The organism is Cellulosilyticum sp., from assembly GCF_982396655.1.
Genome location: NZ_CEVXFV010000056.1, coordinates 1 through 26280, shown reverse-complemented (window position 1 = coordinate 26280; position 26280 = coordinate 1). Strand labels below are relative to the sequence as shown.

The following is a 26280-nucleotide window of genomic DNA, read 5'->3' as shown; positions in this document are numbered from 1 at the left end:
TACGGTGGTGTGAGAGGTCGGATAATCAATTAATGGTTATCCTCCTACTCGATTGTAAATTTATTCAGTAAATTGATTGATAAATTCAGGTTTTACTTTAGAATACATGATTTTTTGTTTGGAATAAAGACCTTGATAACCTGATGTCATATAACTTACAGCACAAGCCAGCATGAAGAATAAGCTACCTTGTGTACCAAAGAGCTCTAGACTTAAAATAAATGTAGTAATAGGACAATTTGTTACACCGCAAAATAAAGCAATTAGTCCTATACTAGCACCAAAGGAAGGAGAAAGTCCTAATAACCCACCAACAGTATGACCAAAGGTTGCCCCTACAAAGAATGCAGGCACAATTTCACCACCCTTGAAGCCTGCGCCTAAAGTAATTGCTGTAAAAATTAATTTTAATAAAAAAGCCCAAGGGACGATTTGATCTTCTAAAGCAGCAGTAATAATGGGCATACCAGCACCTAAATAATCAGTTGTCCCACAAATAAGTGTTAAGAAGAGTATTAAACAACCGCCTGTTATAATGCGAACATAGGGATTTGGAAAACATTTTTTATATAGTTTACTGCTAGTATGAAGACTTTGGCAAAAAATCATACTTAAGAGAGCACCTAAAAGCGCTAAAAGAATAACCTTAAAAGTTATATAAACTGATAGCGTGGGAATATTAGTGAGATGAAAGCTTGTAGGGCTAATATGAAATTTTCCAGAAATGCCATAACCAATGATAGCAGCAAGTGTACAAGGTACTAAAGCGGCGTAATGCATAATCCCCACACTAATTACTTCCATAGCAAAGATTGCAGCAGCAAGGGGGGTACCGAATAAAGCAGCGAAACCGGCACTCATGCCACACATAGTCATAATATGTAAGTCTTTTTCATCTAGGCGAAAGAGCTTTCCAATCTGATAGCTTAGGCTTCCGCCAAGCTGCAAAGCAGCACCTTCGCGGCCAGAAGAACCACCACACAAGTGAGTGATAACTGTTGAAATGAAGATGAGAGGAGCAGTTTTAAAGGAAATAGGATCGGCTTCTCTAATAGAGAGAAGTACTAAATTTGTCCCCTTATCATCAGCCATATGACCTATGTGATATAAGAATACAATAAGCATGCCACCTAATGGGAGTAATAAAATAGTGTACCAATGCTTTTCTCTAAACAAAGTAACATATTCGATAGCATGATGAAATAGTGAACCAATAAATCCTACGATGCAGCCTACGATAATCGCTAGGCAAACCCATTTTAAGAAGGTGAGCAAATCTTCTATATGATTTTTAAGTACATGTAATAATTGTGTCATTTATAAATCTCCTTAATATAATATAGAATTTTCTATATAAGATAACATACAGTAGCATTTTATAACAATATATTTTCGAATTCAATATATAGTGAGAAAGAATTTATAAAATAGAATACTATATTGTAACATAAAGAAAAAAGAGATTTTACAGTTGTAACCTCTCTTTTTTATAAGTTAATTTATTAATGTATCAATTGCTTCCTTATTATAATGTGTATTTTTATAATGTGGGAAACGACTACATAAAATAACAGTACCAAAAGGCATGGTATTAAAGCAGCAGTCTTCAAAAGTACCTTGAACAAGTCCTTTAGAGGCTTGTTCATTAAATTGTTTACGTGCGTCTTCAAGATGACTATTTAAGATGACATTATAGTCATTAACGTGTTTCATATTTTTACTGATTTCACCAGATTTTAAACGTTCTAAGGTGACAGGATGTGAGGCGTCAATCATAATTTCAATAACAAGTAATGTACCAATATCACATTGGAGCATTGCTTTAATACGATGGCCTACTTCTGTATTTTTATGGGTTTGATAAAGGTTTAGTAATGTTGTAAGATTGGGCAGTACAATTTCTTCATGAAGGGACGTATGAAGAACGACGGTATGATTTTTTATAAGTAATGTATCTGGCGTTATCATAATGAGATCTCCTTTAAAACTAAAATTAACTGTTTTTCTATAGATTTCACATTTATAAAATTTAGTTATTCATAATTTCTAGTCATGTGAAATCATTGGGAGAAACTAATTTACCTACATGTATATTTTGAGGTTTTAGTTGGTTTCTCTATATATGATATCACACCTTATAGGAAAAGATAAACATAAAAGGGGATTGAAAAATAAAATAAATTAAATAGTAGTTGACAAAAAGCTTAAAACCACTTAACATAAATATGAAATATATGAGACGTAAACTTATCCAGAGAGGTGGAGGGAATGGCCCAATGAAACCCAGCAACCTGTGTACGACAAGGTGCTAAGTCCACAATGTATGAAATTTGTATTAATTTTATAGCATTGTAAGATGAGGAAAAAATGTGCACACTAAGCCTGGACCTTCGCGTTCAGGCTTTATTTTTATAAATTTTGAAAGGAACAGGAATGAATAGAAGACCATTATCGATAAAAACAATTGTCGCCATTGGTATTGGCGCAGCCGTCTTTTTGATTTTAGGACGTTTTGCTTGTATTCCAACAGGCATTCCAAATACAGAACTTCAAACAGCATATGCTTTTCTTGGGTTAATGGCTGTTATTTATGGACCATTTGCAGGAATGATGATAGGGTTTATTGGTCACATGTTAAAGGATTTAACCGCTTATGGATCACCATGGATGAGTTGGATTATTGCTTCGGCTGTGGTAGGACTTATTATTGGTATAGCACAAAGAAGAATGGATATTGAAGAAGGGGCTATGGGCATTAAGAAGATTATTTATTTTAATGTTTATCAAGTTATAGCCAATGTCATTGCTTGGGTAGTTGTTGCACCAAGTTTAGATATTTTAATTTATGCAGAACCTATGAATAAAGTATATATACAAGGTGCAGTAGCAAGTATATCAAATAGTTTAACTGTAGGTGTACTTGGCACATTTTTATTAATTGCGTATAGCAAAACTAGAATACAAAAAGGTACTCTGGTTGAAGAAGATTAAGGGGTGCATCGCGCCTCTTTCTTTATGGAATAGGAAAATTCGATTTGATTTATGGCAATAGAACAAGGACTTATTAAATAAAGATGAAGAAAGGAAAATTTATGAAAAAACCCGTTATTGTATTTGAAGATTTTAGCTTTCAGTATAATGCTCAAGCAAATCCAACTTTAAAAAATATCAATTTAACAATATATGAAGGTGAAAAGGTACTTATTGTGGGGCCATCAGGTTCAGGGAAAAGTACTTTAGGACATACATTAAATGGATTAATTCCATTCAACTATAAAGGTGAAATCACAGGAAGTTTACGTATCAAAGGCAAAGAAACTAAAAACCTTAGTTTGTTTGAAGTTTCTAGAATGGTAGGAACTGTGTTACAAGACCCAGATCATCAATTTATTGGTCTTACAGTTGCTGAAGATATTGCCTTTTTACTAGAAAATGAGTGTGTTGTACAAGAAAAAATGCATCAGAAGGTAAAAGAAGTTGCAGAAATGGTAGAAATACAAGACCATTTAGGCGTAGCACCTCAGCGCTTATCAGGTGGACAAAAACAACGTGTCACACTAGGGGGGGTTATGGTAGGCGAGGCTGATATTTTGTTATTTGATGAGCCACTTGCGAGTTTAGATCCGGCAACAGGAAAAAATGCTATGTATCTTATTGATAGCCTTCAAAAACAAACAGGGCAGACAATGATAATTATTGAGCACCGTTTAGAAGATGTTCTTGAAGCTAACGTAGATCGTATTATCGTTATGAATGAAGGAAGTATAGTAGCGGACTTATCACCACAGGCTATTTTAACTGTTTCTCCTTCTATTTTGAAGAATGTAGGGGTACGTGAGCCACTCTATGTCACTGCATTAAAATATGCTGGATGTCAGTTGAATACAGAGATGGGACTTGAACATATAAATACTTTAAGGTTAGATGAAATGCAAAAAGGTGCATTAGCAAATTGGTATAAGCGACAAAGTCCAAAAGAAGTAGCAAAAGAACATGCAGAGGCTCTTTTAAGCTTTAAGAATGTAAGCTTTTCTTATGAAGGAAAGAAAAATATATTAGAAGACATTTCTTTTGATATTTACAAGGGAGAAATGATAAGTTTAGTAGGAAGAAATGGCGCTGGAAAATCAACTTTATCAAAATTGATTTGTGGTTTTTATCGTCCATCAGAAGGGAAAATTTTATTTAAAGGGGAAGACCTTAAAAATAAAAGTATCAAGGAACGTGCAGAAAATATTGGTGTTGTACTCCAAAATCCAAATCAGATGATTTCTAAAAATATGATCTTTGATGAGGTAGCATTGGGATTAAGATTAAGAGGCGTTTCTGAAGAGATTATAAAGGAAAAGGTTTATGAGACACTTAAAATTTGTGGACTGTACCGCAAACGTAACTGGCCAATTTCAGCTTTAAGTTACGGGCAAAAGAAACGTGTCACTATTGCTTCTATTTTAGTGCTTAAGCCGGAACTTATTATTTTAGATGAGCCAACTGCAGGACAAGATTATAAGCATTATACAGAGATGATGCAATTTTTAAAAGAACTTAACCAAAAAGGTATTACAATTTTAATGATAACGCATGATATGCATTTGATGTTAGAGTATACAAGTCGTGCACTTGTACTTTCAGAGGGGAAACTCTTAGCTGATCAGGCGGCCTATGAAGTATTAACGAATGAAGATTTAGTAGGTGCAGCAAGCTTAAAAATGACTTCACTATATGAATTAGCCTTAAGAGCTGAGTTGAAAAATGCACAAGACTTTGTAAAATGTTTCATTGAAGAGGAGAGGAACACAAGATGTTAGGATATATAGAAAAAGAATCCTTTATTCATAAGCTAACGGGTGCAACGAAATTAATATGTTTAATATTATATGCATTAGCAACAATGTTTACTTATGACACACGTGTACTTATTGTACTTCTAGTATTTAGTTTAGTACTCTTTAAAATTTCTAAGATTCCATTTAAGGATATAGAAGTAGTATTTTATTTTATACTGGTATTTTTAATGATTAATAATGTGGCAATTTTTATATTTGCCCCACAAGAAGGTACAAATATTTATGGGACCAATACACCTTTATTTCATATAATAGGTCCATACACAGTAACCAAAGAGCAGCTTTTTTATCAATTTAATATTACAGTTAAGTATTTTGCGCTGATACCAATTGCACTGATTTTTATGGTGGCGACGCAACCAAGTGAATTTGCAGCCTCTTTAAATCGTATAGGGGTAAGTTATTCATTAGCATATGCAGTGGCTATAGCATTACGATATATTCCTGATATTCAAAGAGATTATCAAGATATTGCATTTGCACAGCAAGCAAGAGGGCTTGATCTTTCTCGTAATGAGAAGCTTGGAAAGCGCCTTAAAAATATGGGAAGTATTTTATTACCACTTATCTTTTCAAGTTTAGAACGTATTGAAACGATAAGTGCAGCTATGGAGCTACGTGCTTTTGGAAAAAATAAGAAACGTACATGGTATAGTGGTAAACCTTTTAAAAGTAGGGATTATATAGCTATAGCAGTTATGAGTATGATTGTAGTTGTAGTATTTATATTAATGAAAAGCAATGGAGGGCGTTTTTATAACCCCTTTATATAAAGGATAGTATAAAAAATGGTTAGCATATTAATTAAACAATATGCTAACCATTTTTTGTTTATGGAGAAATCAGCTATGACTTTGAAATAGACAGTGTATAAAGGGGCTTTTAATGATTTCACATTACTAAAACTATGAATAACTAAAATTTATAAATGTGAAACCTATATTAAAAGATAGGTTATAAATTAGTAGGCTTGTACATAAATTAATAAAGTAAAATAAAAAAACACTAGAACAAATGTTCGATTTCGTGTATAATGATATTAAAGATAAAAAAAGACATAAAAAGACATGAATCGGACATGGATAAAGTGAATAACAGGAAGAGTAAATGGAGGAATTAAAATGAGACGAGGAGAAACGATGTGTTACTATAGGGCAAAAGGTGGGCAGAAAAGTGTTTATGTAACAATTGTATATGAGAATGATATTTTAAGAGAAAGCATTATTCAACACCATGAAGAAAATGACTTCAATATATTGCAAGATAAATGTGATTTAGCATATCAATCAACTAATGCAAATTAATTATTTTATATAGTAAGAACTACTTAAAGTACTGAAAATAGCTTTAAGTAGTTTTTTTTGTACCTATATATAAGAAATATAAAAATTTACAATATATGACAAAAGTAGTAGAAAGAATAACTTATGATATGTTAAAATAACAAAGAAAACATTGAAAGGGAGTTATAGGGTGGAAAATAGGGGACTTATAAAAATAAATAAAGTATTCTTTGTTATTGGTTCATTTGCGGCAATGTCACTTTATGTAGGATATATTAAAGAATATATGTTAGGAAACAATAGTATAGCTAAGACAATGGGTATTATAGCTATAATGTTTTTAGCAAATATGTGCATAAACATTGCATATTTAAAAGATAAGAGCAGTGAACACATTAAATGGATTGGAATGTATAGTTATCTTTTAATGTATGCTGTGGGGCTGTTATTTGCTAAAGATAATTTTGTATTTGTAACAGGATTAGCTATTTTACTTATTTGTGTGTTATATTTAGATGAGAGGCTTATTAAATCTGCCAATATACTAGTCGTAATCATTAACAGCATGGATTTGCTAATTCGTATTTTTGTGAGAAAACAATGGCATTCGGGACTTACAACGGCTTATATGGTTACAGTAGGTGCCATTATTGTATTTTCATATGGCTATTATAAATTGGTAAGTTTAATTAATGAATTACAAGCAGAGAATACAGCAAGGGTACAAGCAGAGATGGATAAGCAGAATATACTTTTACAAGATATTTTTATGGCTATTGGTGTACTTGATCAGAATACCAATAAAGTAAGTGAAGTTGTAAATGTATTTGCTACCTCTTCAGAAACAGTTAATGAGGTTATCACACAAATTGCAACAGGTTCTGAAGACGTAACTACAAGTATTCAGGCACAAACTGAAATGACTGAAGTGATTGGTACACTCATCCAAGAAACAGCTAGCGATTTTATAGTTGTAAAAGGCATTTCGGAAGAAGCGCAACAGTCATTAAAGCAAGGGGCACAAATGATGAATACTGTTACTGAAAAAACAATACGTGTGAATACACAGAATGCCTACACTTATGACATTATGAAAGAATTAAAAAATAAGTCTAAGGAAGTATATGGGATTACAGAACTTATTTCAGGTATTTCAACACAAACTAATTTGCTTTCATTAAATGCAGCTATTGAAAGTGCAAGAGCTGGAGAAGCAGGAAAAGGCTTTAGTGTAGTAGCAGATGAGATTAGAAAGTTGTCAAATCAAACACAAGAGTTAACAGCTAATATTTCAGCAATAATCTTAGAACTTGAGCAAAAGGTAATACAAGCAGAAGGCGCTGTTAAAGAGTTAAATGAAATTAATAAGGAGCAAAATGAACTTGTTAATACAACAAAAGATATCTTTAATGAGATGCTTACAAAAATGGCAGCGTCTCATACAAAAGTAGAAGCAGTTCATGAAAAGGTAGATCAAATTGTAAACTCAAATAATAATATTGTTGAAAGTATTAATGAAATTTCAGCAGTAAGTGAAGAAACAAATGCAAGTGCAGAAGAGGCGAATTCTATTGCACTTAGTAATCTAGAAAATGCTCAATTAGCAACGGGATATGTGCAACAACTTGTAGAAGTATCTAATCAATTAAAAAAATAAATATAAAAAGAGATAGATTTTGATATGCTCCCCTTATGGTAGACAGTTTAAATAATAAAACTGTCTACCATAAGGAGGAGTATTTTTTATGTCAGGAAATAAAGCTTATTTAAGTGCTATACTAGCTCTTTCTGATAAAAGTGTGATTGGCGACACAAATTTTTTATTATTTCCCCTATCTACTTGACAGAGGCACTTCATTTTATGGTAAAATCTATCTCTTTTTTTATCCTAAAAGATGTTCCATATTATAAAGACCAGGACCCTTACCAGCTAAGAACTTAGCAGCTTTAAGTGCACCTACTGCAAAAACCTCTTTAGAAGTTGCTTGATGTTTAAGGGTAATAAATTCATCATTACCAGCAAAAAGAATTTCATGTTCTCCTACGATAGTACCACCACGTACAGCATGGATGCCAATTTCGTTTTTTGGACGTTTTTCACGTATGGTCGTGCGATCATAACGATAATCGTAAGGTTCAGACAAGCTACTATTAATTGCATCAGCAATAGCAAGTGCTGTACCACTAGGTGCATCAATTTTTTGATTATGATGTTTTTCAATAATTTCAATATCAAAAGAACTATCACTTAAAACCTCAGTTGCCCTTTTAGCAAGGGCAATGAGTAAATTAACACCTAAAGACATATTGGCTGAGAAAAAGACTGGAATTTGTCTACTTGCAGTATTTAATTTTTCGATGTCTGCATCTGAAAGACCTGTTGTACATACGACGATAGGGGTTTTGCTATTTACTGCATAGTCTAAAAGTGCAGGTACGGCTTTAGCAGTGGAAAAATCAATGATTACATCTATAGGTACATTACATTCTTCTAGCGTAGCAAAAACGGGGAAAGTATTAGGCGTACCTAAATAAGGATCGACACCTGCTACTAGTTCAATGCCTTCGTGATTTGAAATAATACGTGCAATGGTTTGCCCAATCTTACCATTACAACCATGCATTAATGCTTTTATCATAAGATTCATCCTTTCTAGAAGTAACAAGACTGTGAGACGCGCAGTTTTGTTTATAAAATTTTAGCATCAATAAGTGCTTGTTTTAATTTAGCTTCATTTTGAGGTTCTAAGCTTGTAAGCGGTAATCTACAAGGACCTGCTTCCCATCCCATAAGGTTAAGTGCTTGTTTTACTGGAATAGGATTGACTTCACTGAAGAGCGCCGCAATAAGTGGTAAAAAGTCTAATTGGAGTTGAAGTGCTTTTTCTCTTTCACCGTCTAAGTAAAGGCGGACCATATCATGAGTTTGTTGTGGGGCAACATTAGAAAGTACAGAGATGACACCTTTACCACCTAATGAAAGGATAGGAATAACTTGATCGTCATTTCCAGAATAGAGTGGTAAACGATCGCCGCAGAGTGCAGCAATCTGGGCAACTTGTGAAATATTGCCTGTTGCTTCTTTAAGACCTACTACAAAATCAAATTTAGAAAGTTCATAAGCTGTTTGAGGTGTAATATTTACACCAGTACGGCTAGGAACACTATAAAGAATCATAGGAAGGTCAGTTGCACGGCCAATAGCTGTAAAGTGCTCAATAAGACCTTTTTGGGTTGCTTTATTATAATAAGGTGTGACTTGAAGTGAGGCATCTACACCTAATTTTTTTGCATTTTTAGTAAGTTCAATACCATGTCTTGTATCATTACTTCCTGTACCAGCAATAACAGGGACACGTCCCTTAACACGGTCAACAGCAATTTTGATGCATTCCAAATGTTCCTCATCACACATTGTAGAAGCTTCACCTGTTGTACCACAAATAATAATTGCATCTGTACCGTTATCGATTTGATAATCAATAAGTTTTTCTAATTGTCCAAAGTTAATATCTCCATTTTCATAAAATGGTGTAACGATAGCTACACCTGCACCTTCAAATATTGCCATAATTTATACTTCCCTTCTTTGTGTAGTAATATGTCTCTACTACCATATTATGTAATAGAACATGAGGTGGTCACTTCTAGTATTTGGTAGAAGTGGATGCAATAAAAAAACCAGCATATAGAGGCTGGCTACGTTAATCATCTAAAAATAATATGATGAAATCATAAGTAGCTCTCCATCCTTAGAAAATCAATTTATTTTCTAAAAATGACAGTTGTAAGGCTCTTAACCGTACAACCAGTAATAAATACTGCAAGGTATTTATCCTTCGGCGAATACTCCTTTCTGCTTTGTTCTTCTTTACTTGCATAAATCCCAAAGCCTACTGATAGCCTTCGCACCTCTACGTCAATTATTTATTGAATTGTGTAAAATATAACACTTAAAATAAAAAAAGTCAATATAAAAAGTAAAATTAAAATATTTTTATGTTACTTAAAACAAGGGGCTAAATGAGAGTTAAAGTTTAGCCCCTTAGATTTAAATAGTGAGTTTAAATGGTGTAACAGGTAAGCCACTGCTTCCTACAAGATTAGCCTCACTATAACTTGCATAACCATAGCGAATTTCAGTTATTTCATATATATTCGGACAATCTATAAGGAGTTGATTTTCTCGAACAATAGCTTGGCAATATTTAATTTGTCCAAGTGTATCTTTTATTTGAAGCCCTTGGAGAGAATTGCCATTTATTTGCAAACCATCACCTGTATGTAGGAAGAAGAGCTTTAAGATTTTACCTTCTAATGTGGCAGCTTTTAAAATAGGACATTGTACTAAAAGTTCTTCTTTGTAAATAGCGTGACGTGCAAGTAAAGCAAGGCGGTGTGCAACTGGCTTTTTATGAGTCGGATGAATATTATCTTTTTCACCTAAATCTAAAGTAACAGCCATATAAGTAAAAGGCAGTGTATTTGCAACTTTAGCTTGAGCCTCTCTTAAATAAGCCCATAAACATGGGTCTTCACTTGCTGTGGTGTTATAGCTAGGCAACTGAACAAAGAAAAATGGCAGTGTAGGATTTTGAAAGTCATCACGCCAGTTATGAATAAGGGCTGTAAAGAGTTTTTCATAAAGATTAGCACGTAGTTCGTCACTTTCACCTTGATACCAGATAACGCCTTTAAAGGTAAAAGGAATAAGTCTAGAGAGCATACTTTCATATAAGCGCCCTGGTGTTTCTGAACATAGTGGACCAAAAGGCTCTAGTGGCCAAATATCTGTTTCACCATGAATAAAACGTTGGGCATTTAAAACATACTCTGTAAAATCTTTTGTATACTGCAACATATCTACAGCAGATAGATTCTTTTTGAACTCCTTATAAAAAGCTTTAAGCTCTGGATCTTTCATAAAGTAAGCTTCACGAATCCAGCAAGAAATGGATTTTCCTCCCCAAGAGCAGTTAATAATGCCAACAGGGATATTTTGTGTTTCATGAATTTCCATAGCAAAATGATAAGCGATGGCTGAGAAATTTTTAATACTTTCTTTAGAAGGAATTTTCCATATTAAATCAGTAGATTTAATTTCCCAACCCATTTCATCATTTCCACCTAAATAACAAGTGCCTTCTTTATAATGTCTGGCAACCATATCGCAGATACGTATATTAGATGAAAAGGGCCCTTCAAGTAGGCTAGTGCCATCCTGTGTATCGCGAAGTGGCATAGCCATGTTAGATTGACCACTAGCAAGATAAACATCTCCGATTAAAATATCTTTGAGGCTAATGCTTTCATTAGTAGTATAAATGGTTAAGGTTGTAGGTGAGCTTAAATAAAGTGGTGAGAGAGTAACCTCCCAATAACCATCTTTAATTATAGTAGTAATTTGTTGGTCTTGTATTTTAAGTGTTACGGCCTGACCTTCAGGACCACTTCCCCAAATTTTAAGTGGCATACCATGTTGTAGTACCATATGTTCACCAAATACAGGTGCAATCTGTAAAGAACTTTCTGCCATAAGCGTTGCCATCCTTTCGTTATTACGCAACTCATAGTAGCGTATAAATTGTTATAATATGTTTATAGTAACTAATAAATATAAAGTTAATATCAAGATTAGTTTAATGTTTTTAGAAAAAAATAACAATATATAAGGAGTATTTATGAGAAAATTTATTTATACAATTGGTTATGCCCACCATACACAAGAAAGTTTTTTAGCATTATTAGAGAAATACCATATTGGTATTGTAATAGATGTACGCACAATGGCATATTCGGCATTTCATCCACAATTTAATAAAGAACCCCTTAAACAGTTTTTAAATCATCATCATATTTTATATCGTCAGATGGAAGGGGCCTTTGGAATTATACGTCCGAATTCAGAACTTTTAAATGAAGCAGGGTACTTAGACTTTACAAAAATTGCTAGGTTAGATAGTTTTAAAGAAGGCATTGAGACAATTTGTCGTGGGATTGAACAAGGTTATGTCATTGCTTTTATGTGTGCTGAAAAGGCACCTAGTGATTGTCATCGCAGTACGCTGGTGGCACGGGCATTATATGCACGTGGCTATGAAATATTGCATATTTTAGCTGATGGAAGTGTACAAACACAAGAAGAATTAGAAAAGGAACTTTTAAACTGTTATTTTCCAAATCAAAATCAAATAGATCTTTTTGGGATGCATACACAGGAGAAACTATTAGTTGATAAGGCTTATGAATTACGTAGTAATCAAATTGCTAGTGTAAATGGTAAGCGTGTTTTGAAAGAAAAATATGATGGAAAATAAGAGATTTAAAAAAGATTTAATATAAATAGAATAAAAAACTAACATATGAGTAATTTATGTTTAACAACAAGCGTATAAAGTTAAGTTGTAGCATAGATTTTACATCTATAAGATTGAGTGATGCATCATGTTTTAGTCATGTAAAATCATTAAGAGAAACCTATTTAGAATATATTTTTTTAAAGTTATAGTTGGCTTCTCTATAAAATTACACGATAAGAAGTGATTAAATTTAAAAGGTAGGGAAATAAGATGAAAATGATGAAGAGATTTTTAATAGGTTTTGCATGTGTTGTAGTAGGAACAGCAAGTTTGGTGGGACTTAGTACAGTTGCCTCACCAACAACAGGATTAACCATATCCGCAGTAAGAACAAGTACCGAGCAGATTAAGGCCCCTAAATATATCTTTACCTTTATTGGAGATGGCATGTCATCTGTTCAACTCAATGCAGCACGTATTTACAAAGGGGTTAATGAGCAGGGTGGGATTAATCTAGGGGAACTTACAACAACCTCATTTCCAGTAGTAGGTTCAGCAACAACGCAAGATGCAACTTCTTTTTGTCCTGATTCAGCTTCAACGGCAACTGCTATTTCAAGTGGCAAGAAAACACATAGTGGTGTTATAGGTTATGAAGCTGATAAAACAACTAAAACAATCAATATTAGTGAGCTTTTAAAAGAAAAAGGCTATAAAATTGGTATTGTCAGCTCAGTATCAATTGATCATGCTACACCCGCTGCATTTTATGCACATGAGGTATCACGTTCGAACATGTATAACATTGCCCTTCAACTGGCAGAAAGTAATTTTGATTATTTCGCAGGTGGTGGATTAGTACAACCGACAGGTAAAAATAAAGACCAAAAAGATGCTTATGAAATTATAAAAGAAAATGGATATCATATTGTAAATACAAAAGAAGATATACTAAACTTAAATAATGAGTCAGGAAAGATTTATGCAATCAATCCAGATTTACAAGATTCACAGGCAATGTATTATAATTTAGATGCCTCAGAAGATAGCATTAAACTTAAAGAACTTGTTCAAAAAGGTATTGATGTCTTAGATAATAAGAAAGGTTTCTTCATGATGGTAGAAGGTGGGAAAATTGACTGGGCAGGTCATGCAAATGATGCTATGGCAAATATTCAAGATGTAATAGCATTAGATGAAGCAATTAATGTCGCTGTAGAATTTGCAAAAGCACATCCTGATGAAACATTAATTTTAGTAACAGGTGATCATGAGACGGGTGGTATGACGATTGGTCAAGCAACAACAGGTTATGATACAACATTTGATATTTTGAATAATCAAGAAATGAGTTATGTAGAATTTGATAAACGTTTAGCTGCATATAAGGAGACAGTAGGTGTAGATGCAAAATTAGAAGATGTCATGACACTTATTGAAGAGGAATTTGGCTTAATCAGTAAAGAGGATATCCGTGCTAATCAAAATGCCTATAAAAACTTAGTACTTACAGATTATGAGATGAAGAAATTGGCAGCTGCTTTTGAAGAAACAATGAAAGAAAAAACAGAACGTCAAACCGGTGAAGAAGCTACAGCTTTATATGGTGGCTATGAACCGTTAACAGTAACACTGACCCATATCTTAAATAATAAGGCTGGTATTGGCTGGACATCTTATTCACACACAGGTGTACCTGTACCTGTTTATGCAATGGGTCAAGGTGAAACACTTTTTGAAGGTTCTTATGATAATACAGAGATCTTTAATAAACTTGCAAGCCTTTGTGATGTGAAGTAGAGATGAAACGTACACAGTATTTATTTTCATTGATATGCCTTGTAGCAATAATGATACTTATAGGCATACCGACAGGATTTGAAAAGCAAATTTATAAGAATGCAGAAGGTGTCAAGGCAAGGGTAATCACTACAAATGAAAGTACAGTTTATCAGGCAGGACTATTAAAACAAGGCTCACAAACATGTACTTTAGAAATTTTACAGGGGAGTTTTAAGGGAAAGCAGGTAGAAGGTGTTAATCTATTAACAGGTAAGCTAGAAATGGATAAACTTTATAAACAAGGCGATAAGGCATATGTTCTTCTTGAAAAGGATGATAATAATCAAATCGTATATGTGAATATGATCGATTATTATCGCTTGGATAGTGAGGTGTTTTTAATGGGTCTTTTTGTTATGAGTCTTCTTATCTTTGCAGGTAGAACTGGTGCAAGGACAATTTTATCTTTTGCCTTTAGTTTACTTTGTATTTGGAAGGTACTTATTCCAAGCTTATTAAAAGGATATCATCCAATGCTTGTAAGCTTATGTATAGGGATTACGATGGCAGTAGTGACTTTATTACTAGTAGGTGGTTTTACAAAGAAAGCATATTGTGCCATTTTAGGAACGATTAGTGCTTCACTTTTGACTTGTGTCATAGCTATTTTATTTGGCGTACTCTTTAAAATAGATGGTGCCGTTATGGAGTGGTCAGAGCCTCTTTTATATGCAGGATTTGAAAAACTTAATTTAACGCTTATTTATCAAGGGGGCATATATCTTGCCTGTTCAGGGGCTATTGTAGATTTGACAATGGATATTTCAGCGGCTATAGAAGAGGTCGTAGATCAGAAACCAGATATTACAAGAAAGGAAATTTTAGCATCAGGTATTCGAATTGGCCGATCAGTAGTGGGTTCTCAGATTACAACGCTACTTTTGGCATATATGGGAAGCTTTATTACGGTAATGATGGTTTATATGGCACAAGGTACACCGATGTTAAGTATCTTTAATATGCAATCTATTGCTTCAGAAATTTTGCATACCTTTGTTGGGTGTATGGGCCTTGTAGTGGTATCACCACTTACAGCATTAATTTGTAGCCATGTGTATACAAAGTCACATTCCGATGAGGAGCATATATCATTTTAGTACAAAATTTTTCATGGAAAACTTTTAAAATAATGCTTGCCTTTAGAGATAAGGTGTTTTTTAATAAAAGAGAGTCTAAATTTAAGAGATGTATTGAAGGAGTTTTCCATGAAAATAGAAGAAAGTCATTTAGCACAATTTCAGCAGGCTTATGGAGAAGTAGTGCTCAAAGAGAGACAACGTACAGGGATTGGTACACTTAGTGAAAAGACCCTTCACGCAGTCTTAAAGAATTATTTTGAAACTGATAAGTCAAAGCATGAAATTAAGATTGGGAGCTATTATGCTGATATTTATACAGGAGAAGGTATTATTGAGATTCAAACGCGACAGTTTAATAAACTAAGAAATAAACTTACATATTTTTTAGAAATGTATCCTGTAACGCTTGTCTATCCTATCCCATATCAGAAGTGGGTTTATTGGATTGATGAAGAGACAGGAGAAATAAGTGGTGGAAGAAGGTCTCCTAAAAAAGGGAATTTCTATGAGGCGTTTATAGAGTTATATAAGATAAAAAGCTTCTTAAAACATGGTAATCTAAGTTTATGTTTAGTACTTGTTGATATTGAAGAATACCGTCGTCTAAATGGATGGAGCAGAGATCGTAAAAGAGGCTCGCACCGCAGTGATCGCATTCCAGTAACATTACATGAACAATTTTATATTCAAGATTTAGAGGACTATAAGTCTTTAATACCAGAAGGCCTTCATGAGAACTTTGACAGTAAAGACTTTGCAGCAACTGCTAAAATCTCCATGCGACTTGCCCAAATAAGTTTAAATATATTATTAGAAGTAGGGGCGGTTGAACGTATTGGTAAAAAGGGACGCGCCTATTTATACGAAGTAAAAAAGAGTTTATAAAGCTATTGACCTAAAAATATTTAAAGCATATAATATGCTTAAATGAAAATGATTTTCAAAATAAAAGGTGGGTAAACTATGGCAGATTTTATAGTATTAATAGTGCTGGCAGTCGTGGTCTTCTTTGCATTACGTCATGTTATCAAAAATAAGAAGGTTGGAGGATGTGGCTGTGGCTGCTCAGGATGTAGTCAGAAGTCAAGTTGCACGACACCACAGAATCATAAAAGGAATAAGATATAATATGTAAAATGAGCGATTACATTGATTTATTTAATGTAATCGCTCATTTTTATTTAATGGATTTTGTTCTATCAGAATAAGTAATACCATATTCATACATGCTTTCTAAAAGTGGTAACATTTGTTTTCCCATATCTGTCAGTGCATATTCTACCTTAGGGGGGACTACTGGGTAGACTGTACGTGAGATAAGGCCATCGTCTTCCAAGCTTCTAAGTTGATTTGTAAGCATTTTTTGCGTAATTTCTGGCAACTTTTTCTTAAGGTCACTGAAGCGTAATGTCTGATGACTTAAATACCATAAAATAAGTATTTTCCATTTTCCTGAAATAAGTTTATGAACAATAATCATAGGACAAGTGGCATATTTGGCACAACTTTCTTTTCGATGGCATTGATTATGCTGAGTAATGGTAAGGGTCATAAATAATATCCTCTGTATGCTTTCTTAAGTGTTTATCTACCAAAATCATATTAATGAATATATTCCAAGATAAAATTAAGATATCTGTAAAAATGAATACACTAGTATAAAGTTGGTGTCTTACTTCCATTTTAACATATAAGTATCATTTTTGACACTATATATAAAAAAAGTGTCTACTTGTCAGCAGATACTATAGCAAATACAATTAGATTAGAACAAAAAGGTTGGCATACAGTTTGTATACCAACCTTTTAGAAAAGATTAAGCCATAAGTGAAGCTGCAAATGATTTACCAAAGTTTATACACTCAGTAAGTTCAGTTTCACTTGGTTTGAAGCAGATAGAAAGTGGTGCAACTGGCATTGGACATTTAAGTTGTTTAAGACGTTCGGCCATGTGAGTTACACCTTCACCGCTCCAACCATATGAACCAAAGCAACCTACATGAAGATGTTTATGAATAACTGGATTGATTGAAGTCATCACACTCCAGATTGGTGGAAGTGCATCTGCAAGAATTGTTGGTGAACCAAGGAGAAGACCTTCAGCAACGTTAACTTTAGACATAACGTCAGCAACACTTTCAGTTTCTAAGTTACAGAGATGAACCCTACCAGTATAACCATTTGCATGAATACCATCACAGATTGCCTCAGCCATTTGCTTTGTATAACCATAAGCAGATACATAGGCAACAACAATACTTGGTTCATACTTCACTGGTGTACTCCATGTGCGGTAGAGTTCAATGTATTTATTCATATTTGTAGCATCTAAAATCATACCGTGACCAGGGCAGATGAAAGAAATGTCTAAATCTTGAATTTTATCAAGTGCTTTTAGAACAAATGGTTTAAATGGCCCCATAATCATATCATAGTAGTATTTATAAGCTGAAACATAATCATCTTCTCTTTCAGCTTCAAGTTCACTTTTAAGTACACGTTCATCAGAGTAGTGTGCACCAAATGAGTCACATGTAATAAGAAGTTTATCTTCTTCTACATAAGAATACATTGTATCTGGCCAGTGAAGTTGTGGTACACTGATAAAACGAATTGTTTTGTTACCCACAGAAAGTTTTCCACCATCTTTTACAACGAGGCTTTTAAATGGTGCATTAATCATTTGTGAGATATATTTAATTGCTAGAGAACTACCAACTACAGTAATATGTGGAGCAAGAGCAACTAGTTTTGCAACAGAGCCTGCATGATCTGGTTCTGTATGATCTACAATGATATATTTGATTTCTTCTAAAGAAGTAAGTGACTTAATTTTTTCTAAGTATTCATCAAAAAACTTATCTTTAACAGTTTCAAAAAGTACACCACCTTCTGAAGTCTTTAAAAGATAAGCATTATAAGTTGTACCAAATTCAGTTTCCATTACAATGTCAAAAGTACGAAGGGTAGGGTCTAAAGCACCTAACCAATAGAAATCAGAAGAAATATTTAAAGTATGAGACATATAAACAGCTCCTTTTTAATTAATTTTTTAATAAATTTAGTTTAATGACTTCTGTTAGATAATAATAATTATAAAATAAAAGAAGGTATTGTCAAGAAAAACCACTGAATTTAAATGTACTAAAAAAAGTACTAGCTTTCATAAAAAAAATGAGTATAATAAAGCTTAGTTAAGAATTATTATTTGTTACAAGAGCTTTTAACATGGAAATAAAAGTTCACTTATTGTAATGAATATGATAAATATTAAACTTAAATAATGACTAGAGAAAGAGGATTTACATATGGCAAAACAATTAATGACCATTGACGGAAATACAGCAGCAGCACACGTTGCTTATGCTTTTACAGATGTAGCAGCAATTTATCCTATTACACCATCATCAACAATGGCAGAAGTAGTAGATGATTGGGCCGCTCAAAATAGAAAAAACATTTTTGGACAAACTGTTAAAGTTGTAGAAATGCAATCAGAAGCAGGAGCAGCTGGTACATTCCACGGGTCACTTCAAGCTGGTGCTTTAACAACTACTTTCACAGCTTCACAAGGTCTCCTTCTTATGATTCCTAATATGTATAAAGTAGCTGGAGAGCTTTTACCAGGGGTATTCCACGTTAGTGCACGTGCTTTAGCAGCACAGTCATTATCCATTTTTGGTGACCACCAAGACGTTATGGCAGCTAGACAATCAGGTTGCGTAATGCTTGTATCAGGTTCAGTTCAAGAAGTAGCGGACCTTGCGCCGGTAGCACACCTTGCAGCTATTAAAGGTAGACTTCCATTTGTACACTTCTTCGATGGATTTAGAACATCACATGAAATTCAAAAAGTTGAAGTACTTGAATATAGCGATTATGCAGCACTTGTGGACCAAGAAGCTCTTGCGGAATTTAGATCAAGAGCACTTTCTCCAAATCACCCTGTCACAAGAGGTACAGCTCAAAACTCAGATATTTACTTCCAAACAAGAGAGGCAAGTAATAAATACTACAATAATATTGTGCCAATCGTAGAAGAATATATGCAAAAAATGAATGAACTTACAGGTAGAAACTATGGTTTATTCAACTACTATGGTGCAGAGGATGCAACTCACGTTATTGTAGCAATGGGTTCTGTAACAGAAGCGATTGAAGAAACAATTGATGCCCTTAATGCACAAGGTGAAAAATATGGACTTGTAAAAATTCACTTATATCGTCCATTTAGCACAGAGCATTTCTTAGCAGCGATGCCAAAAACAGTACAAAAAATAGCAGTTCTTGATCGTACAAAAGAACCAGGAAGCATTGGTGAACCATTATACTTAGATGTACGGTCAGCATTCTTCAATGAGGAAAATGCACCAACAGTTATTGGCGGACGCTACGGTCTTGCTTCAAAAGACGTGACACCAACTCATATTAAAGCAGTATTTGATAACTTAAAATTAGAAGACGCTAAAAATCAATTTACTGTAGGGATTGAAGATGATGTAACATTTACATCTATTCCAGTAAACGATGCGCTTCGTGTAGCTGATGCAGGAACAGTAAGATGTAAATTCTGGGGGCTTGGTTCAGATGGTACAGTAGGCGCGAACAAACAAGCAGTTAAAATTATTGGTGAACACACCAACAAATATGTACAAGCATACTTTGCTTATGATTCTAAAAAATCTGGCGGGATTACAATGTCACACTTAAGATTTGGTGATAAAGCAATTCGTTCAACATACCTTATTGATGAGGCTGATTACATTGCATGTTCACAACAAGCTTATGTAAATGAGTATGACCTATTAAAAGGTCTTAAAGAGGGTGGGAATTTTGTTCTTAACTGTTTATGGGCATCAGAAGAACTAGAAACAAAATTACCAGCTAAAATGAAACGCTATATTGCGAAAAATAAAATTAACTTCTATACAATTGATGCAGTAGGTATTGCAGCAGGTATTGGTCTTGGTAAACGTGTAAATATGATTATGCAAGCAGCTTTCTTTAAACTTGCTAACATCATTTCTGAAGATGATGCAATTACTTACCTTAAAAAATCAATTGAAAAAGCTTATGGTAAAAAAGGTCAAGATATTGTAGACATGAATTACAAAGCTGTAGAAGCAGGTTTTACATCTCTTGTTAAAATTGATGTACCAGCAACTTGGGAAAATGCAGTAGATGAAGAAGTGAAAGAAAATAATAAACCAGACTTCATTAAGAATATTGTAGAACCGATTAACCGTCTTGAAGGGGATAACCTTCCAGTAAGTGCTTTCACTGGTTATGAAGATGGTACATTCCCAGCAGGTACAGCAGCATACGAAAAACGTGGTGTTGGAATTAGTGTACCAGAATGGAATGTAGACACATGTATCCAATGTAACCAATGTGCATTTGTCTGTCCACATGCATGTATTCGTCCAGTACTTGTATCAGAAGAAGAAATGCAAAATGCACCAGAAGGATTTGAGGCTAAAAAAGCAGTAGGTAAAGGATTCGATGGACTTGTATTTAGAATGCAAGTAAGTACAATGGACTGTACAGGTTGTGGGAATTGTGTAGACATCTGTCCTACAAAAGTAAAATCCCTTGAAATGAAACCACTTGCAACACAAGTAGAAAAAGAAATTCCAAACTGGGAATTTGCAGTTTCAGAAAAAGTATCTTATAAAGGTGATCTTGTAAAAGGTACAACAGTTAAAGATAGCCAATTTAAAACACCACTTATGGAATTCTCAGGCGCATGTGCTGGTTGTGGTGAAACACCTTACATGAAACTTTTAACACAACTCTTTGGTGATCGTATGATGATTGCAAACGCTACAGGATGTTCATCAATCTGGGGTGGTTCAGCGCCATCTACACCATATACAACAAACCATGAAGGTAAAGGTCCAGCTTGGGCAAACTCACTTTTCGAAGATAATGCAGAGTATGGTCTTGGTATGATGACAGCTGTAAATCAAATGAGAGATCGTATCGCAGAACGTTTAAATGAAATCGTAAATCTTCCAATTGATGAAAAAGCTAAAGAAAGCATTATGAACTGGCTTGAAAACAAAGAGAATGGTGAACTTTCAAAAGTATATAGCCGTGAAATCGAAGAAATCCTTGATAACAACGTGATTACAGTGCCAGAGGCTCAAGAAGCACTTAAACAAGTAGAAGAAAGACGAGATTATCTTGTAAAACGTTCACAATGGATCATTGGTGGTGATGGATGGGCTTATGACATCGGTTACGGCGGGCTTGATCATGTTCTTGCATCAGGTGAAAACATTAACGTATTAGTATTTGATACAGAAATCTACTCAAATACAGGTGGACAAGCTTCTAAATCAACACCAATGGCGGCTATGGCTAAATTTGCTGCATCAGGTAAACGTACACGCAAAAAAGATTTAGGTCGAATGATGATGGCTTATGGTAATGTATATGTTGCACAAGTAGCGATGGGAGCAGACAAAAACCAACTTGTTAAGGCAATGCTCGAAGCAGAAGCTTATGATGGTCCATCAATTATCATTGCTTACTCAACATGTATTAGCCATGGCTTAAAATGCGGAATGGGTAAATCTATTTCATACATGGGTGATGCTGTTAAATCAGGTTACTGGCACTTATACCGCTATAACCCACTCCTTGAAGAACAAGGTAAAAATCCATTTATCTTAGATTCTAAAGAACCAACAGAAAGCTTTAGAGACTTCATTATGGGTCAAGTGCGTTATTCAGCAATCTTAAAACAATATCCAGAACAAGCTGAAGAAATGTTCCAAATGGCTGAAAAACAAGCAAAAGATCGTTTAGCAAATTATAAACGCTTAGCAGCACAAGAATTTTAATTAAGAGTTTATTTTTATAAATTTTATACAAATAATGTTTTAAATAGTTGAAAGGCTACTGCTTTAAAGATTAAAGCAGTAGCCTTTTTTTAGTCTTAAATGATTAATGTGTACTTTGAAGTACTTCTTTAAAGAAAGTAAAGCATTTTAAGTAATTTTCTTGAAATAAGCTGTTTTTAGGACAGATAAAATAAAAGGCACGTAATAAATTAAAATCTTTAACATCTATAGGGGCTAGGTGCCCTTTACTGAGTTCTTCCTTGACAGCTGTTTCGTAAATAAAGGTAATACCAAGTTGTGAAGCAACTAACTCTTTTATGACATTGAGATTACCTATTTCAACTAGCCCATTAAAAGCTGTGATGGTATGATTATATTCTTGAAGGGCACGTTCAAAGATATCACGAGAGCCAGAACCAGATTCACGAATGATGAGGCGTTCCTTAAAAAGTTGCTGTAACGTAACACTTTGGGTAGCAAGAGGATGCATGGCACTACAAACAGGTATAAAACGTTCTTCGGAAAGCAAGCGATAAGTATAATCTGATTTATTAAAATAGCCTTCTATTAAGGCAAAATCTAACTTGCCTTCATTTAATTGAGTGAGTAGATTCTGGGTATTATCCATTATCATAGTGATTTCATGGTGAGGGTAAGCTTGCATATAGGCTTTAAGGAGATCTGGCATTGTATATTCTCCTATAGTTAAAGTAGCACCGAAGTTCAGTTTAATTTTATTAGACTCTAGATGTCTAATTTGGCTAAGGGCTTTTTCAAGATCAGCCTGCATTGTTGCTACGAGCTTTTGAAAATGCTCACCTTGCGGTGTTAAGGTAAGTGTTTTACCGGTATATGAAAAAAGTTTCATTTGATAATGCTCTTCTAAATATTTAATATGACCAGTTACAGCAGGTTGGGTAATATGTAGGACCTGAGCGGTCTTTGTATAATTTCTCGTTTTGCAAAGTGTTAAAAAAGTATGTAGTCGAAAGTCAAACATTAATCTCCACCTATAATATATATTTATGAGTTTATAAAAATCTATGATTTTATATTATATTAAATCTATGCTAAAATCAACAAATGTAATTAAATATATAAATGTAACAGGAGATAATTATGAATGCAATTAAAAAGTATGCACCAGGAGTGGTGCTCACCATTGTACTTGCTATTGTATCTAAATACATTAGTAGTTTTATTCCTTATGATTTAATTAGTGCAGGCGTATTTGCTATGCTAATCGGAATGTCACTTAATCCAGTAGTCACTAAAAATAATGTTTTTGCACCAGGATTTACACTTGTTTCAAAGCGTATTTTAAAGATTTCTATTGTATTAATGGGGGTATCATTAAGTTTCTCACAAGTATTTGAAGTTGGTAAGTTTTCATTAGTTGTTATGACATTTACATTAATTACGGCTTTTGGCGGCGGTTATTTAATTGGAAAAATATTTGGAATGAATTGGAAGCTTTCAGGACTAATTTCAGCTGGAACAGGTATTTGTGGAGGTTCAGCTATTGCAGCCATCGCACCAGTCATTGAAGCAGAAGATAGTGATATTGCTTATGCTATTTCATCAACATTTATTTTTGATATTGTGATGGTTATTTTATTCCCTATTATGGGTCACTTCTTTAATATGACAGACTTAGGCTATGGATTATGGGCTGGAACAGCTGTAAATGATACGTCATCTGTAGTAGCAGCAGGATATGCTTTTTCAGATGCAGCAGGTAATTTTGCAGTTATTGTAAAGCTTACAAGAACTCTTTCTATTATTCCAGTTGTATTAATTTTCTCAATGATTAATGAACACCTAAACCATAAGGCTCGTGTAGCAAGTGGGCAAGCACATGAAAAAGCTAAAATTAACTTCAAAAAGATTTTCCCTTGGTTTATTTTATTTTTCCTAGGCGTTGTAGCAGTTAAGAGTACAGGAATCATTCCAGAGCCTACTTGTACTACTATTGCACAAATGAGCAAATTTGCAATGGTTATGGCATTAGGGGCTATCGGGCTTAAAACGAACTTTAAAAAGGTAGCAGCTTCTGGCTTTAAACCAATGCTTCATGGCTTTATTATCTCAGCCTTAGTTGTTATTGTATCTTTTATTGTTCAAGCTTTCTTAGGACAAATTTAAAGCTAAAAAATTAATAATTATTTTAAGTGGTGAATGGAAATGCTGTGAAAAGTACGCATACATTCACCACTTTTGACGTATGATAAAATGTATAAAGCATTGAGAAGAAATGAACTTTAGTGTAGGAAAATATATAGATTAATTAAAAAAAGTCTATAAAAGTTAAAAATAAGTCTATCGTCTAGAGAATCTGCATAACATATGTTATAATAAAAGCGATAAGACATAGGACATGAATGAACGGCATATTTTCTACCTAATGGGAGATTCTATTAAAATGACACTGATGCTTTGCCTGCAGTGTCATTTTAATTGTCTTATATCGTGAGAATAACAAGATTAGAGGGACGAGATGATGGAGCAAATTAACACAGATCAACTTAAGAAAGCTTTTCACCAAGAAATGATTAATTTATGTAAAAGACGTAATCAAGAATTAAAGTATAAGTCAACAAGACTGTTAGACTTTATTAATAAATATGGTGGTTATGAAGCAGCAGTAAAATACATTACAACAGAAAGCAATGTACAGGACTTTGCAATTCTATGGGAAAATGAACGCTTAGATCTTTCTGTTGAAGCTTTAATTACAAAGCCTCTTTACGCTAGTTTATTTTTAGAGGATATAATTACTCATTGTGATCAAAAGCTTAAGGCATATAGCTATGCACCTAATAAAATAGAAGAAGTCGAAGAAGAAGACATAGAAGAAAAAGATGATTTTGGAAAAATGTTAGAAGATATCTTTAATGATATGGGCACAGAAACTTCAGAAGAGATAGCAAAAATTAAAGCCAAAGAATACACACTTTATAATAAGGATTTAGGAATTACAAAGGAAGCATGGAAGGAAATATTTGTAAAGCCAACAGTCTTTTCAGCTAAAAATCAAGATTTAATCCTTCGTGTGTATTTAATGGGAAGTGGTATTGAAGCAAATGACTTGGCAAATGAGGAAGGATATACAGCAACTTATCCATTTAAAGAAGTTATTTTAGCCCTTGCAAAACGTATTAAAGCAAATTTAAAGATAGATGCACCTGTAGGTAATGACGGCAAAATTATTTGGTGGCATATGATATTTATTGGTGGCTTTAAAGATAACACTTGTTTTGAATGGACAGTACGCCCTGAACTTAAAGAAGCAATAGAAGAGCTCGTTGCAGAAGGCAAAGTAAGCCTAGAGGGAATAGAAGTAAAGGTGCATAAAGATACAGAAATTCCAGAAGTAACAGTAGAAGAAAAAGTACCTACAGAAGTTGAAAAAGTACCTGTTATGCCTATTACTAAAAGTAGTACGCCAATTAAACGTTCAGTACCACAAACAATAGATGAATTGGTAGAGGCTTTATTAGGTGATCCAGTGATCAGTGAACCAGAGGCAGATAGTAATGTGAAGGAAGATATGGCACCAGCACACATAACACCTATTGAACAATCTAAGCCTGAAGAAAAAGAGCCAGTAGTTCAGACACATACATCAGTTCCGGAAGATGACCATGTTGCTAAAGAAATTGCTAAATCTTTAGCACATTTAAAAGAAGAACAAGTAGCACATCAATCTAAAAATGTAGCTACTTCAGATTATGAGAGTGCTAAAGTAAAATGTATTGAATATTATGGTGCTATTTGTGACCTTTGTGGCTTTGATTATGGCTATACGTACGGCGAAGCTTTTGAAAATCAAATAGAGGTGCATAATATTCATAGTCATGATTGCACAGAAGTAAGTGAAAATACTGATCCAATTAAAGACTTAATTCCAGTGTGTCATAATTGTCATGGTGTGATTCATAGCCAAAATCCACCAATTTCAGTTGAGAAAATGCGTCAAATGATTAAAGCATAATATATATAGATAAAAAAGAGATAGGATTTCCTACAATGTCATTAAGTTAAGTGATATTGTACTTAAAAGTCATCTACAAATGTCCAAT

At 33.8% G+C, this 26280-nt stretch carries 21 protein-coding genes and 2 riboswitches; of the genes, 13 read left to right on the top strand and 8 right to left on the bottom strand.

Annotated elements, in window-relative coordinates; all coding sequences use genetic code 11:
- Nucleotides 1–60: 60 nt before the first annotated feature.
- The gene (locus AC1VAQ_RS17510) at nucleotides 61–1317 is read right to left on the bottom strand and encodes a chloride channel protein (RefSeq protein ID WP_302599936.1); all 1257 of its coding nucleotides are present in this window, start codon (nucleotides 1315–1317) and stop codon (nucleotides 61–63) included.
- A gap of 177 nt (nucleotides 1318–1494) precedes the next feature.
- A complete protein-coding gene (locus AC1VAQ_RS17505; RefSeq protein WP_302599935.1) occupies nucleotides 1495–1968 on the bottom strand; it encodes a hypothetical protein in 474 nt (157 codons plus the stop codon).
- A 276-nt stretch (nucleotides 1969–2244) separates the two neighbouring features.
- Nucleotides 2245–2363: riboswitch (SAM riboswitch) on the top strand.
- A 70-nt stretch (nucleotides 2364–2433) separates the two neighbouring features.
- Between AC1VAQ_RS17505 and AC1VAQ_RS17500 the strand changes: the two genes are divergently transcribed.
- The 5 genes from AC1VAQ_RS17500 (at nucleotide 2434) to AC1VAQ_RS17480 (ending at nucleotide 7787) form a co-directional block, all read left to right on the top strand.
- The gene (locus AC1VAQ_RS17500; RefSeq protein ID WP_303244407.1) at nucleotides 2434–2991 is read left to right on the top strand and encodes an ECF-type riboflavin transporter substrate-binding protein; all 558 of its coding nucleotides are present in this window, start codon (nucleotides 2434–2436) and stop codon (nucleotides 2989–2991) included.
- 83 nt (nucleotides 2992–3074) lie between these two features.
- Nucleotides 3075–4808 carry an ABC transporter ATP-binding protein gene (locus AC1VAQ_RS17495; RefSeq protein ID WP_479904280.1) on the top strand — a complete coding sequence of 578 codons (1734 nt, stop codon included), beginning with the start codon at nucleotides 3075–3077 and terminating at the stop codon, nucleotides 4806–4808.
- Nucleotides 4802–5620 carry an energy-coupling factor transporter transmembrane component T family protein gene (locus AC1VAQ_RS17490; RefSeq protein WP_302599933.1) on the top strand — a complete coding sequence of 273 codons (819 nt, stop codon included), beginning with the start codon at nucleotides 4802–4804 and terminating at the stop codon, nucleotides 5618–5620. The genes AC1VAQ_RS17495 and AC1VAQ_RS17490 overlap by 7 nt, the downstream gene beginning before the upstream one ends.
- A 348-nt stretch (nucleotides 5621–5968) precedes the next feature.
- Nucleotides 5969–6151, top strand: coding sequence for a hypothetical protein (locus AC1VAQ_RS17485; protein ID WP_302599932.1), 183 nt, complete (start codon nucleotides 5969–5971; stop codon nucleotides 6149–6151).
- 169 nt (nucleotides 6152–6320) lie between these two features.
- On the top strand, nucleotides 6321–7787 hold the full coding sequence (locus AC1VAQ_RS17480; protein ID WP_479904279.1) for a methyl-accepting chemotaxis protein: 1467 nt from the start codon (nucleotides 6321–6323) through the stop codon (nucleotides 7785–7787).
- Between the two features lie 226 nt (nucleotides 7788–8013).
- Here the strand turns inward: AC1VAQ_RS17480 and dapB are convergent, their stop codons facing one another.
- The 3 genes from dapB to AC1VAQ_RS17465 all read right to left on the bottom strand — a co-directional run bounded on the left by dapB (nucleotide 8014) and on the right by AC1VAQ_RS17465 (nucleotide 11666).
- Entirely contained in the window at nucleotides 8014–8769 is a 756-nt protein-coding gene (gene dapB / locus AC1VAQ_RS17475) for a 4-hydroxy-tetrahydrodipicolinate reductase (RefSeq protein WP_302599929.1), read from the bottom strand.
- 50 nt (nucleotides 8770–8819) lie between these two features.
- A complete protein-coding gene (dapA, locus tag AC1VAQ_RS17470; RefSeq protein ID WP_302599928.1) occupies nucleotides 8820–9701 on the bottom strand; it encodes a 4-hydroxy-tetrahydrodipicolinate synthase in 882 nt (293 codons plus the stop codon).
- Between the two features lie 160 nt (nucleotides 9702–9861).
- Nucleotides 9862–10055: riboswitch (Lysine riboswitch) on the bottom strand.
- A 126-nt stretch (nucleotides 10056–10181) separates the two neighbouring features.
- Nucleotides 10182–11666: a sialate O-acetylesterase gene (locus AC1VAQ_RS17465; protein ID WP_479904278.1), complete on the bottom strand. Its 1485-nt coding sequence runs from the start codon at nucleotides 11664–11666 to the stop codon at nucleotides 10182–10184.
- Nucleotides 11667–11811: 145 nt separating this feature from the next.
- Here AC1VAQ_RS17465 and AC1VAQ_RS17460 point away from each other — a divergent pair, with 145 nt between their 5' ends.
- The 5 genes from AC1VAQ_RS17460 (at nucleotide 11812) to AC1VAQ_RS17440 (ending at nucleotide 16478) form a co-directional block, all read left to right on the top strand.
- Complete coding sequence (locus tag AC1VAQ_RS17460) at nucleotides 11812–12447, top strand: DUF488 domain-containing protein (RefSeq protein ID WP_302599926.1); 636 nt, start codon at nucleotides 11812–11814, stop codon at nucleotides 12445–12447.
- A 252-nt stretch (nucleotides 12448–12699) separates the two neighbouring features.
- Entirely contained in the window at nucleotides 12700–14229 is a 1530-nt protein-coding gene (locus AC1VAQ_RS17455; RefSeq protein WP_303244250.1) for an alkaline phosphatase, read from the top strand.
- A gap of 2 nt (nucleotides 14230–14231) precedes the next feature.
- Nucleotides 14232–15368 (top strand): YibE/F family protein, encoded by a 1137-nt coding sequence (locus AC1VAQ_RS17450; RefSeq protein ID WP_479904277.1) that lies wholly within the window; start codon nucleotides 14232–14234, stop codon nucleotides 15366–15368.
- 108 nt (nucleotides 15369–15476) lie between these two features.
- Complete coding sequence (locus tag AC1VAQ_RS17445; protein ID WP_479904276.1) at nucleotides 15477–16235, top strand: DUF8091 domain-containing protein; 759 nt, start codon at nucleotides 15477–15479, stop codon at nucleotides 16233–16235.
- A 78-nt stretch (nucleotides 16236–16313) separates the two neighbouring features.
- A complete protein-coding gene (locus AC1VAQ_RS17440; protein ID WP_302599884.1) occupies nucleotides 16314–16478 on the top strand; it encodes a FeoB-associated Cys-rich membrane protein in 165 nt (54 codons plus the stop codon).
- Nucleotides 16479–16527: 49 nt separating this feature from the next.
- Here AC1VAQ_RS17440 and AC1VAQ_RS17435 read toward each other — a convergent pair whose 3' ends face one another.
- Together AC1VAQ_RS17435 and AC1VAQ_RS17430 are read right to left on the bottom strand one after the other, a co-directional pair.
- A complete protein-coding gene (locus tag AC1VAQ_RS17435) occupies nucleotides 16528–16902 on the bottom strand; it encodes a helix-turn-helix domain-containing protein (protein ID WP_330697625.1) in 375 nt (124 codons plus the stop codon).
- Nucleotides 16903–17166: 264 nt separating this feature from the next.
- Nucleotides 17167–18375 carry an FprA family A-type flavoprotein gene (locus tag AC1VAQ_RS17430; RefSeq protein WP_302599883.1) on the bottom strand — a complete coding sequence of 403 codons (1209 nt, stop codon included), beginning with the start codon at nucleotides 18373–18375 and terminating at the stop codon, nucleotides 17167–17169.
- A gap of 283 nt (nucleotides 18376–18658) precedes the next feature.
- On the opposite strand from AC1VAQ_RS17430, the gene nifJ reads away from it, so the two are divergent.
- Complete coding sequence (gene nifJ, locus AC1VAQ_RS17425; protein WP_302599882.1) at nucleotides 18659–22198, top strand: pyruvate:ferredoxin (flavodoxin) oxidoreductase; 3540 nt, start codon at nucleotides 18659–18661, stop codon at nucleotides 22196–22198.
- A 103-nt stretch (nucleotides 22199–22301) separates the two neighbouring features.
- Here nifJ and AC1VAQ_RS17420 read toward each other — a convergent pair whose 3' ends face one another.
- Entirely contained in the window at nucleotides 22302–23198 is an 897-nt protein-coding gene (locus AC1VAQ_RS17420; protein ID WP_302599881.1) for a LysR family transcriptional regulator, read from the bottom strand.
- Nucleotides 23199–23317: 119 nt separating this feature from the next.
- On the opposite strand from AC1VAQ_RS17420, the gene AC1VAQ_RS17415 reads away from it, so the two are divergent.
- Nucleotides 23318–24343 (top strand): YeiH family protein, encoded by a 1026-nt coding sequence (locus tag AC1VAQ_RS17415; RefSeq protein WP_302599879.1) that lies wholly within the window; start codon nucleotides 23318–23320, stop codon nucleotides 24341–24343.
- Nucleotides 24344–24698: 355 nt separating this feature from the next.
- On the top strand, nucleotides 24699–26192 hold the full coding sequence (locus AC1VAQ_RS17410; protein ID WP_479904275.1) for an HNH endonuclease: 1494 nt from the start codon (nucleotides 24699–24701) through the stop codon (nucleotides 26190–26192).
- Nucleotides 26193–26280 lie beyond the last annotated feature (88 nt).

What these genes read in the sequence shown, in the direction of transcription:
- AC1VAQ_RS17460 (WP_302599926.1), top strand. Translation starts at nt 11,812, where the DNA reads ATGAGAAAATTTATTTATACAATTGGTTATGCCCACCATACACAAGAA.
- AC1VAQ_RS17430 (WP_302599883.1), bottom strand. Translation starts at nt 18,375, where the DNA reads ATGTCTCATACTTTAAATATTTCTTCTGATTTCTATTGGTTAGGTGCT.
- AC1VAQ_RS17505 (WP_302599935.1), bottom strand. Translation starts at nt 1,968, where the DNA reads ATGATAACGCCAGATACATTACTTATAAAAAATCATACCGTCGTTCTT.
- AC1VAQ_RS17510 (WP_302599936.1), bottom strand. Translation starts at nt 1,317, where the DNA reads ATGACACAATTATTACATGTACTTAAAAATCATATAGAAGATTTGCTC.
- AC1VAQ_RS17485 (WP_302599932.1), top strand. Translation starts at nt 5,969, where the DNA reads ATGAGACGAGGAGAAACGATGTGTTACTATAGGGCAAAAGGTGGGCAG.
- nifJ (WP_302599882.1), top strand. Translation starts at nt 18,659, where the DNA reads ATGGCAAAACAATTAATGACCATTGACGGAAATACAGCAGCAGCACAC.
- AC1VAQ_RS17440 (WP_302599884.1), top strand. Translation starts at nt 16,314, where the DNA reads ATGGCAGATTTTATAGTATTAATAGTGCTGGCAGTCGTGGTCTTCTTT.
- AC1VAQ_RS17450 (WP_479904277.1), top strand. Translation starts at nt 14,232, where the DNA reads ATGAAACGTACACAGTATTTATTTTCATTGATATGCCTTGTAGCAATA.
- AC1VAQ_RS17495 (WP_479904280.1), top strand. Translation starts at nt 3,075, where the DNA reads ATGAAGAAAGGAAAATTTATGAAAAAACCCGTTATTGTATTTGAAGAT.
- AC1VAQ_RS17415 (WP_302599879.1), top strand. Translation starts at nt 23,318, where the DNA reads ATGAATGCAATTAAAAAGTATGCACCAGGAGTGGTGCTCACCATTGTA.
- AC1VAQ_RS17500 (WP_303244407.1), top strand. Translation starts at nt 2,434, where the DNA reads ATGAATAGAAGACCATTATCGATAAAAACAATTGTCGCCATTGGTATT.
- AC1VAQ_RS17490 (WP_302599933.1), top strand. Translation starts at nt 4,802, where the DNA reads ATGTTAGGATATATAGAAAAAGAATCCTTTATTCATAAGCTAACGGGT.
- AC1VAQ_RS17465 (WP_479904278.1), bottom strand. Translation starts at nt 11,666, where the DNA reads ATGGCAGAAAGTTCTTTACAGATTGCACCTGTATTTGGTGAACATATG.
- AC1VAQ_RS17420 (WP_302599881.1), bottom strand. Translation starts at nt 23,198, where the DNA reads ATGTTTGACTTTCGACTACATACTTTTTTAACACTTTGCAAAACGAGA.
- dapA (WP_302599928.1), bottom strand. Translation starts at nt 9,701, where the DNA reads ATGGCAATATTTGAAGGTGCAGGTGTAGCTATCGTTACACCATTTTAT.
- AC1VAQ_RS17455 (WP_303244250.1), top strand. Translation starts at nt 12,700, where the DNA reads ATGAAAATGATGAAGAGATTTTTAATAGGTTTTGCATGTGTTGTAGTA.
- AC1VAQ_RS17410 (WP_479904275.1), top strand. Translation starts at nt 24,699, where the DNA reads ATGGAGCAAATTAACACAGATCAACTTAAGAAAGCTTTTCACCAAGAA.
- dapB (WP_302599929.1), bottom strand. Translation starts at nt 8,769, where the DNA reads ATGATAAAAGCATTAATGCATGGTTGTAATGGTAAGATTGGGCAAACC.
- AC1VAQ_RS17445 (WP_479904276.1), top strand. Translation starts at nt 15,477, where the DNA reads ATGAAAATAGAAGAAAGTCATTTAGCACAATTTCAGCAGGCTTATGGA.
- AC1VAQ_RS17435 (WP_330697625.1), bottom strand. Translation starts at nt 16,902, where the DNA reads ATGACCCTTACCATTACTCAGCATAATCAATGCCATCGAAAAGAAAGT.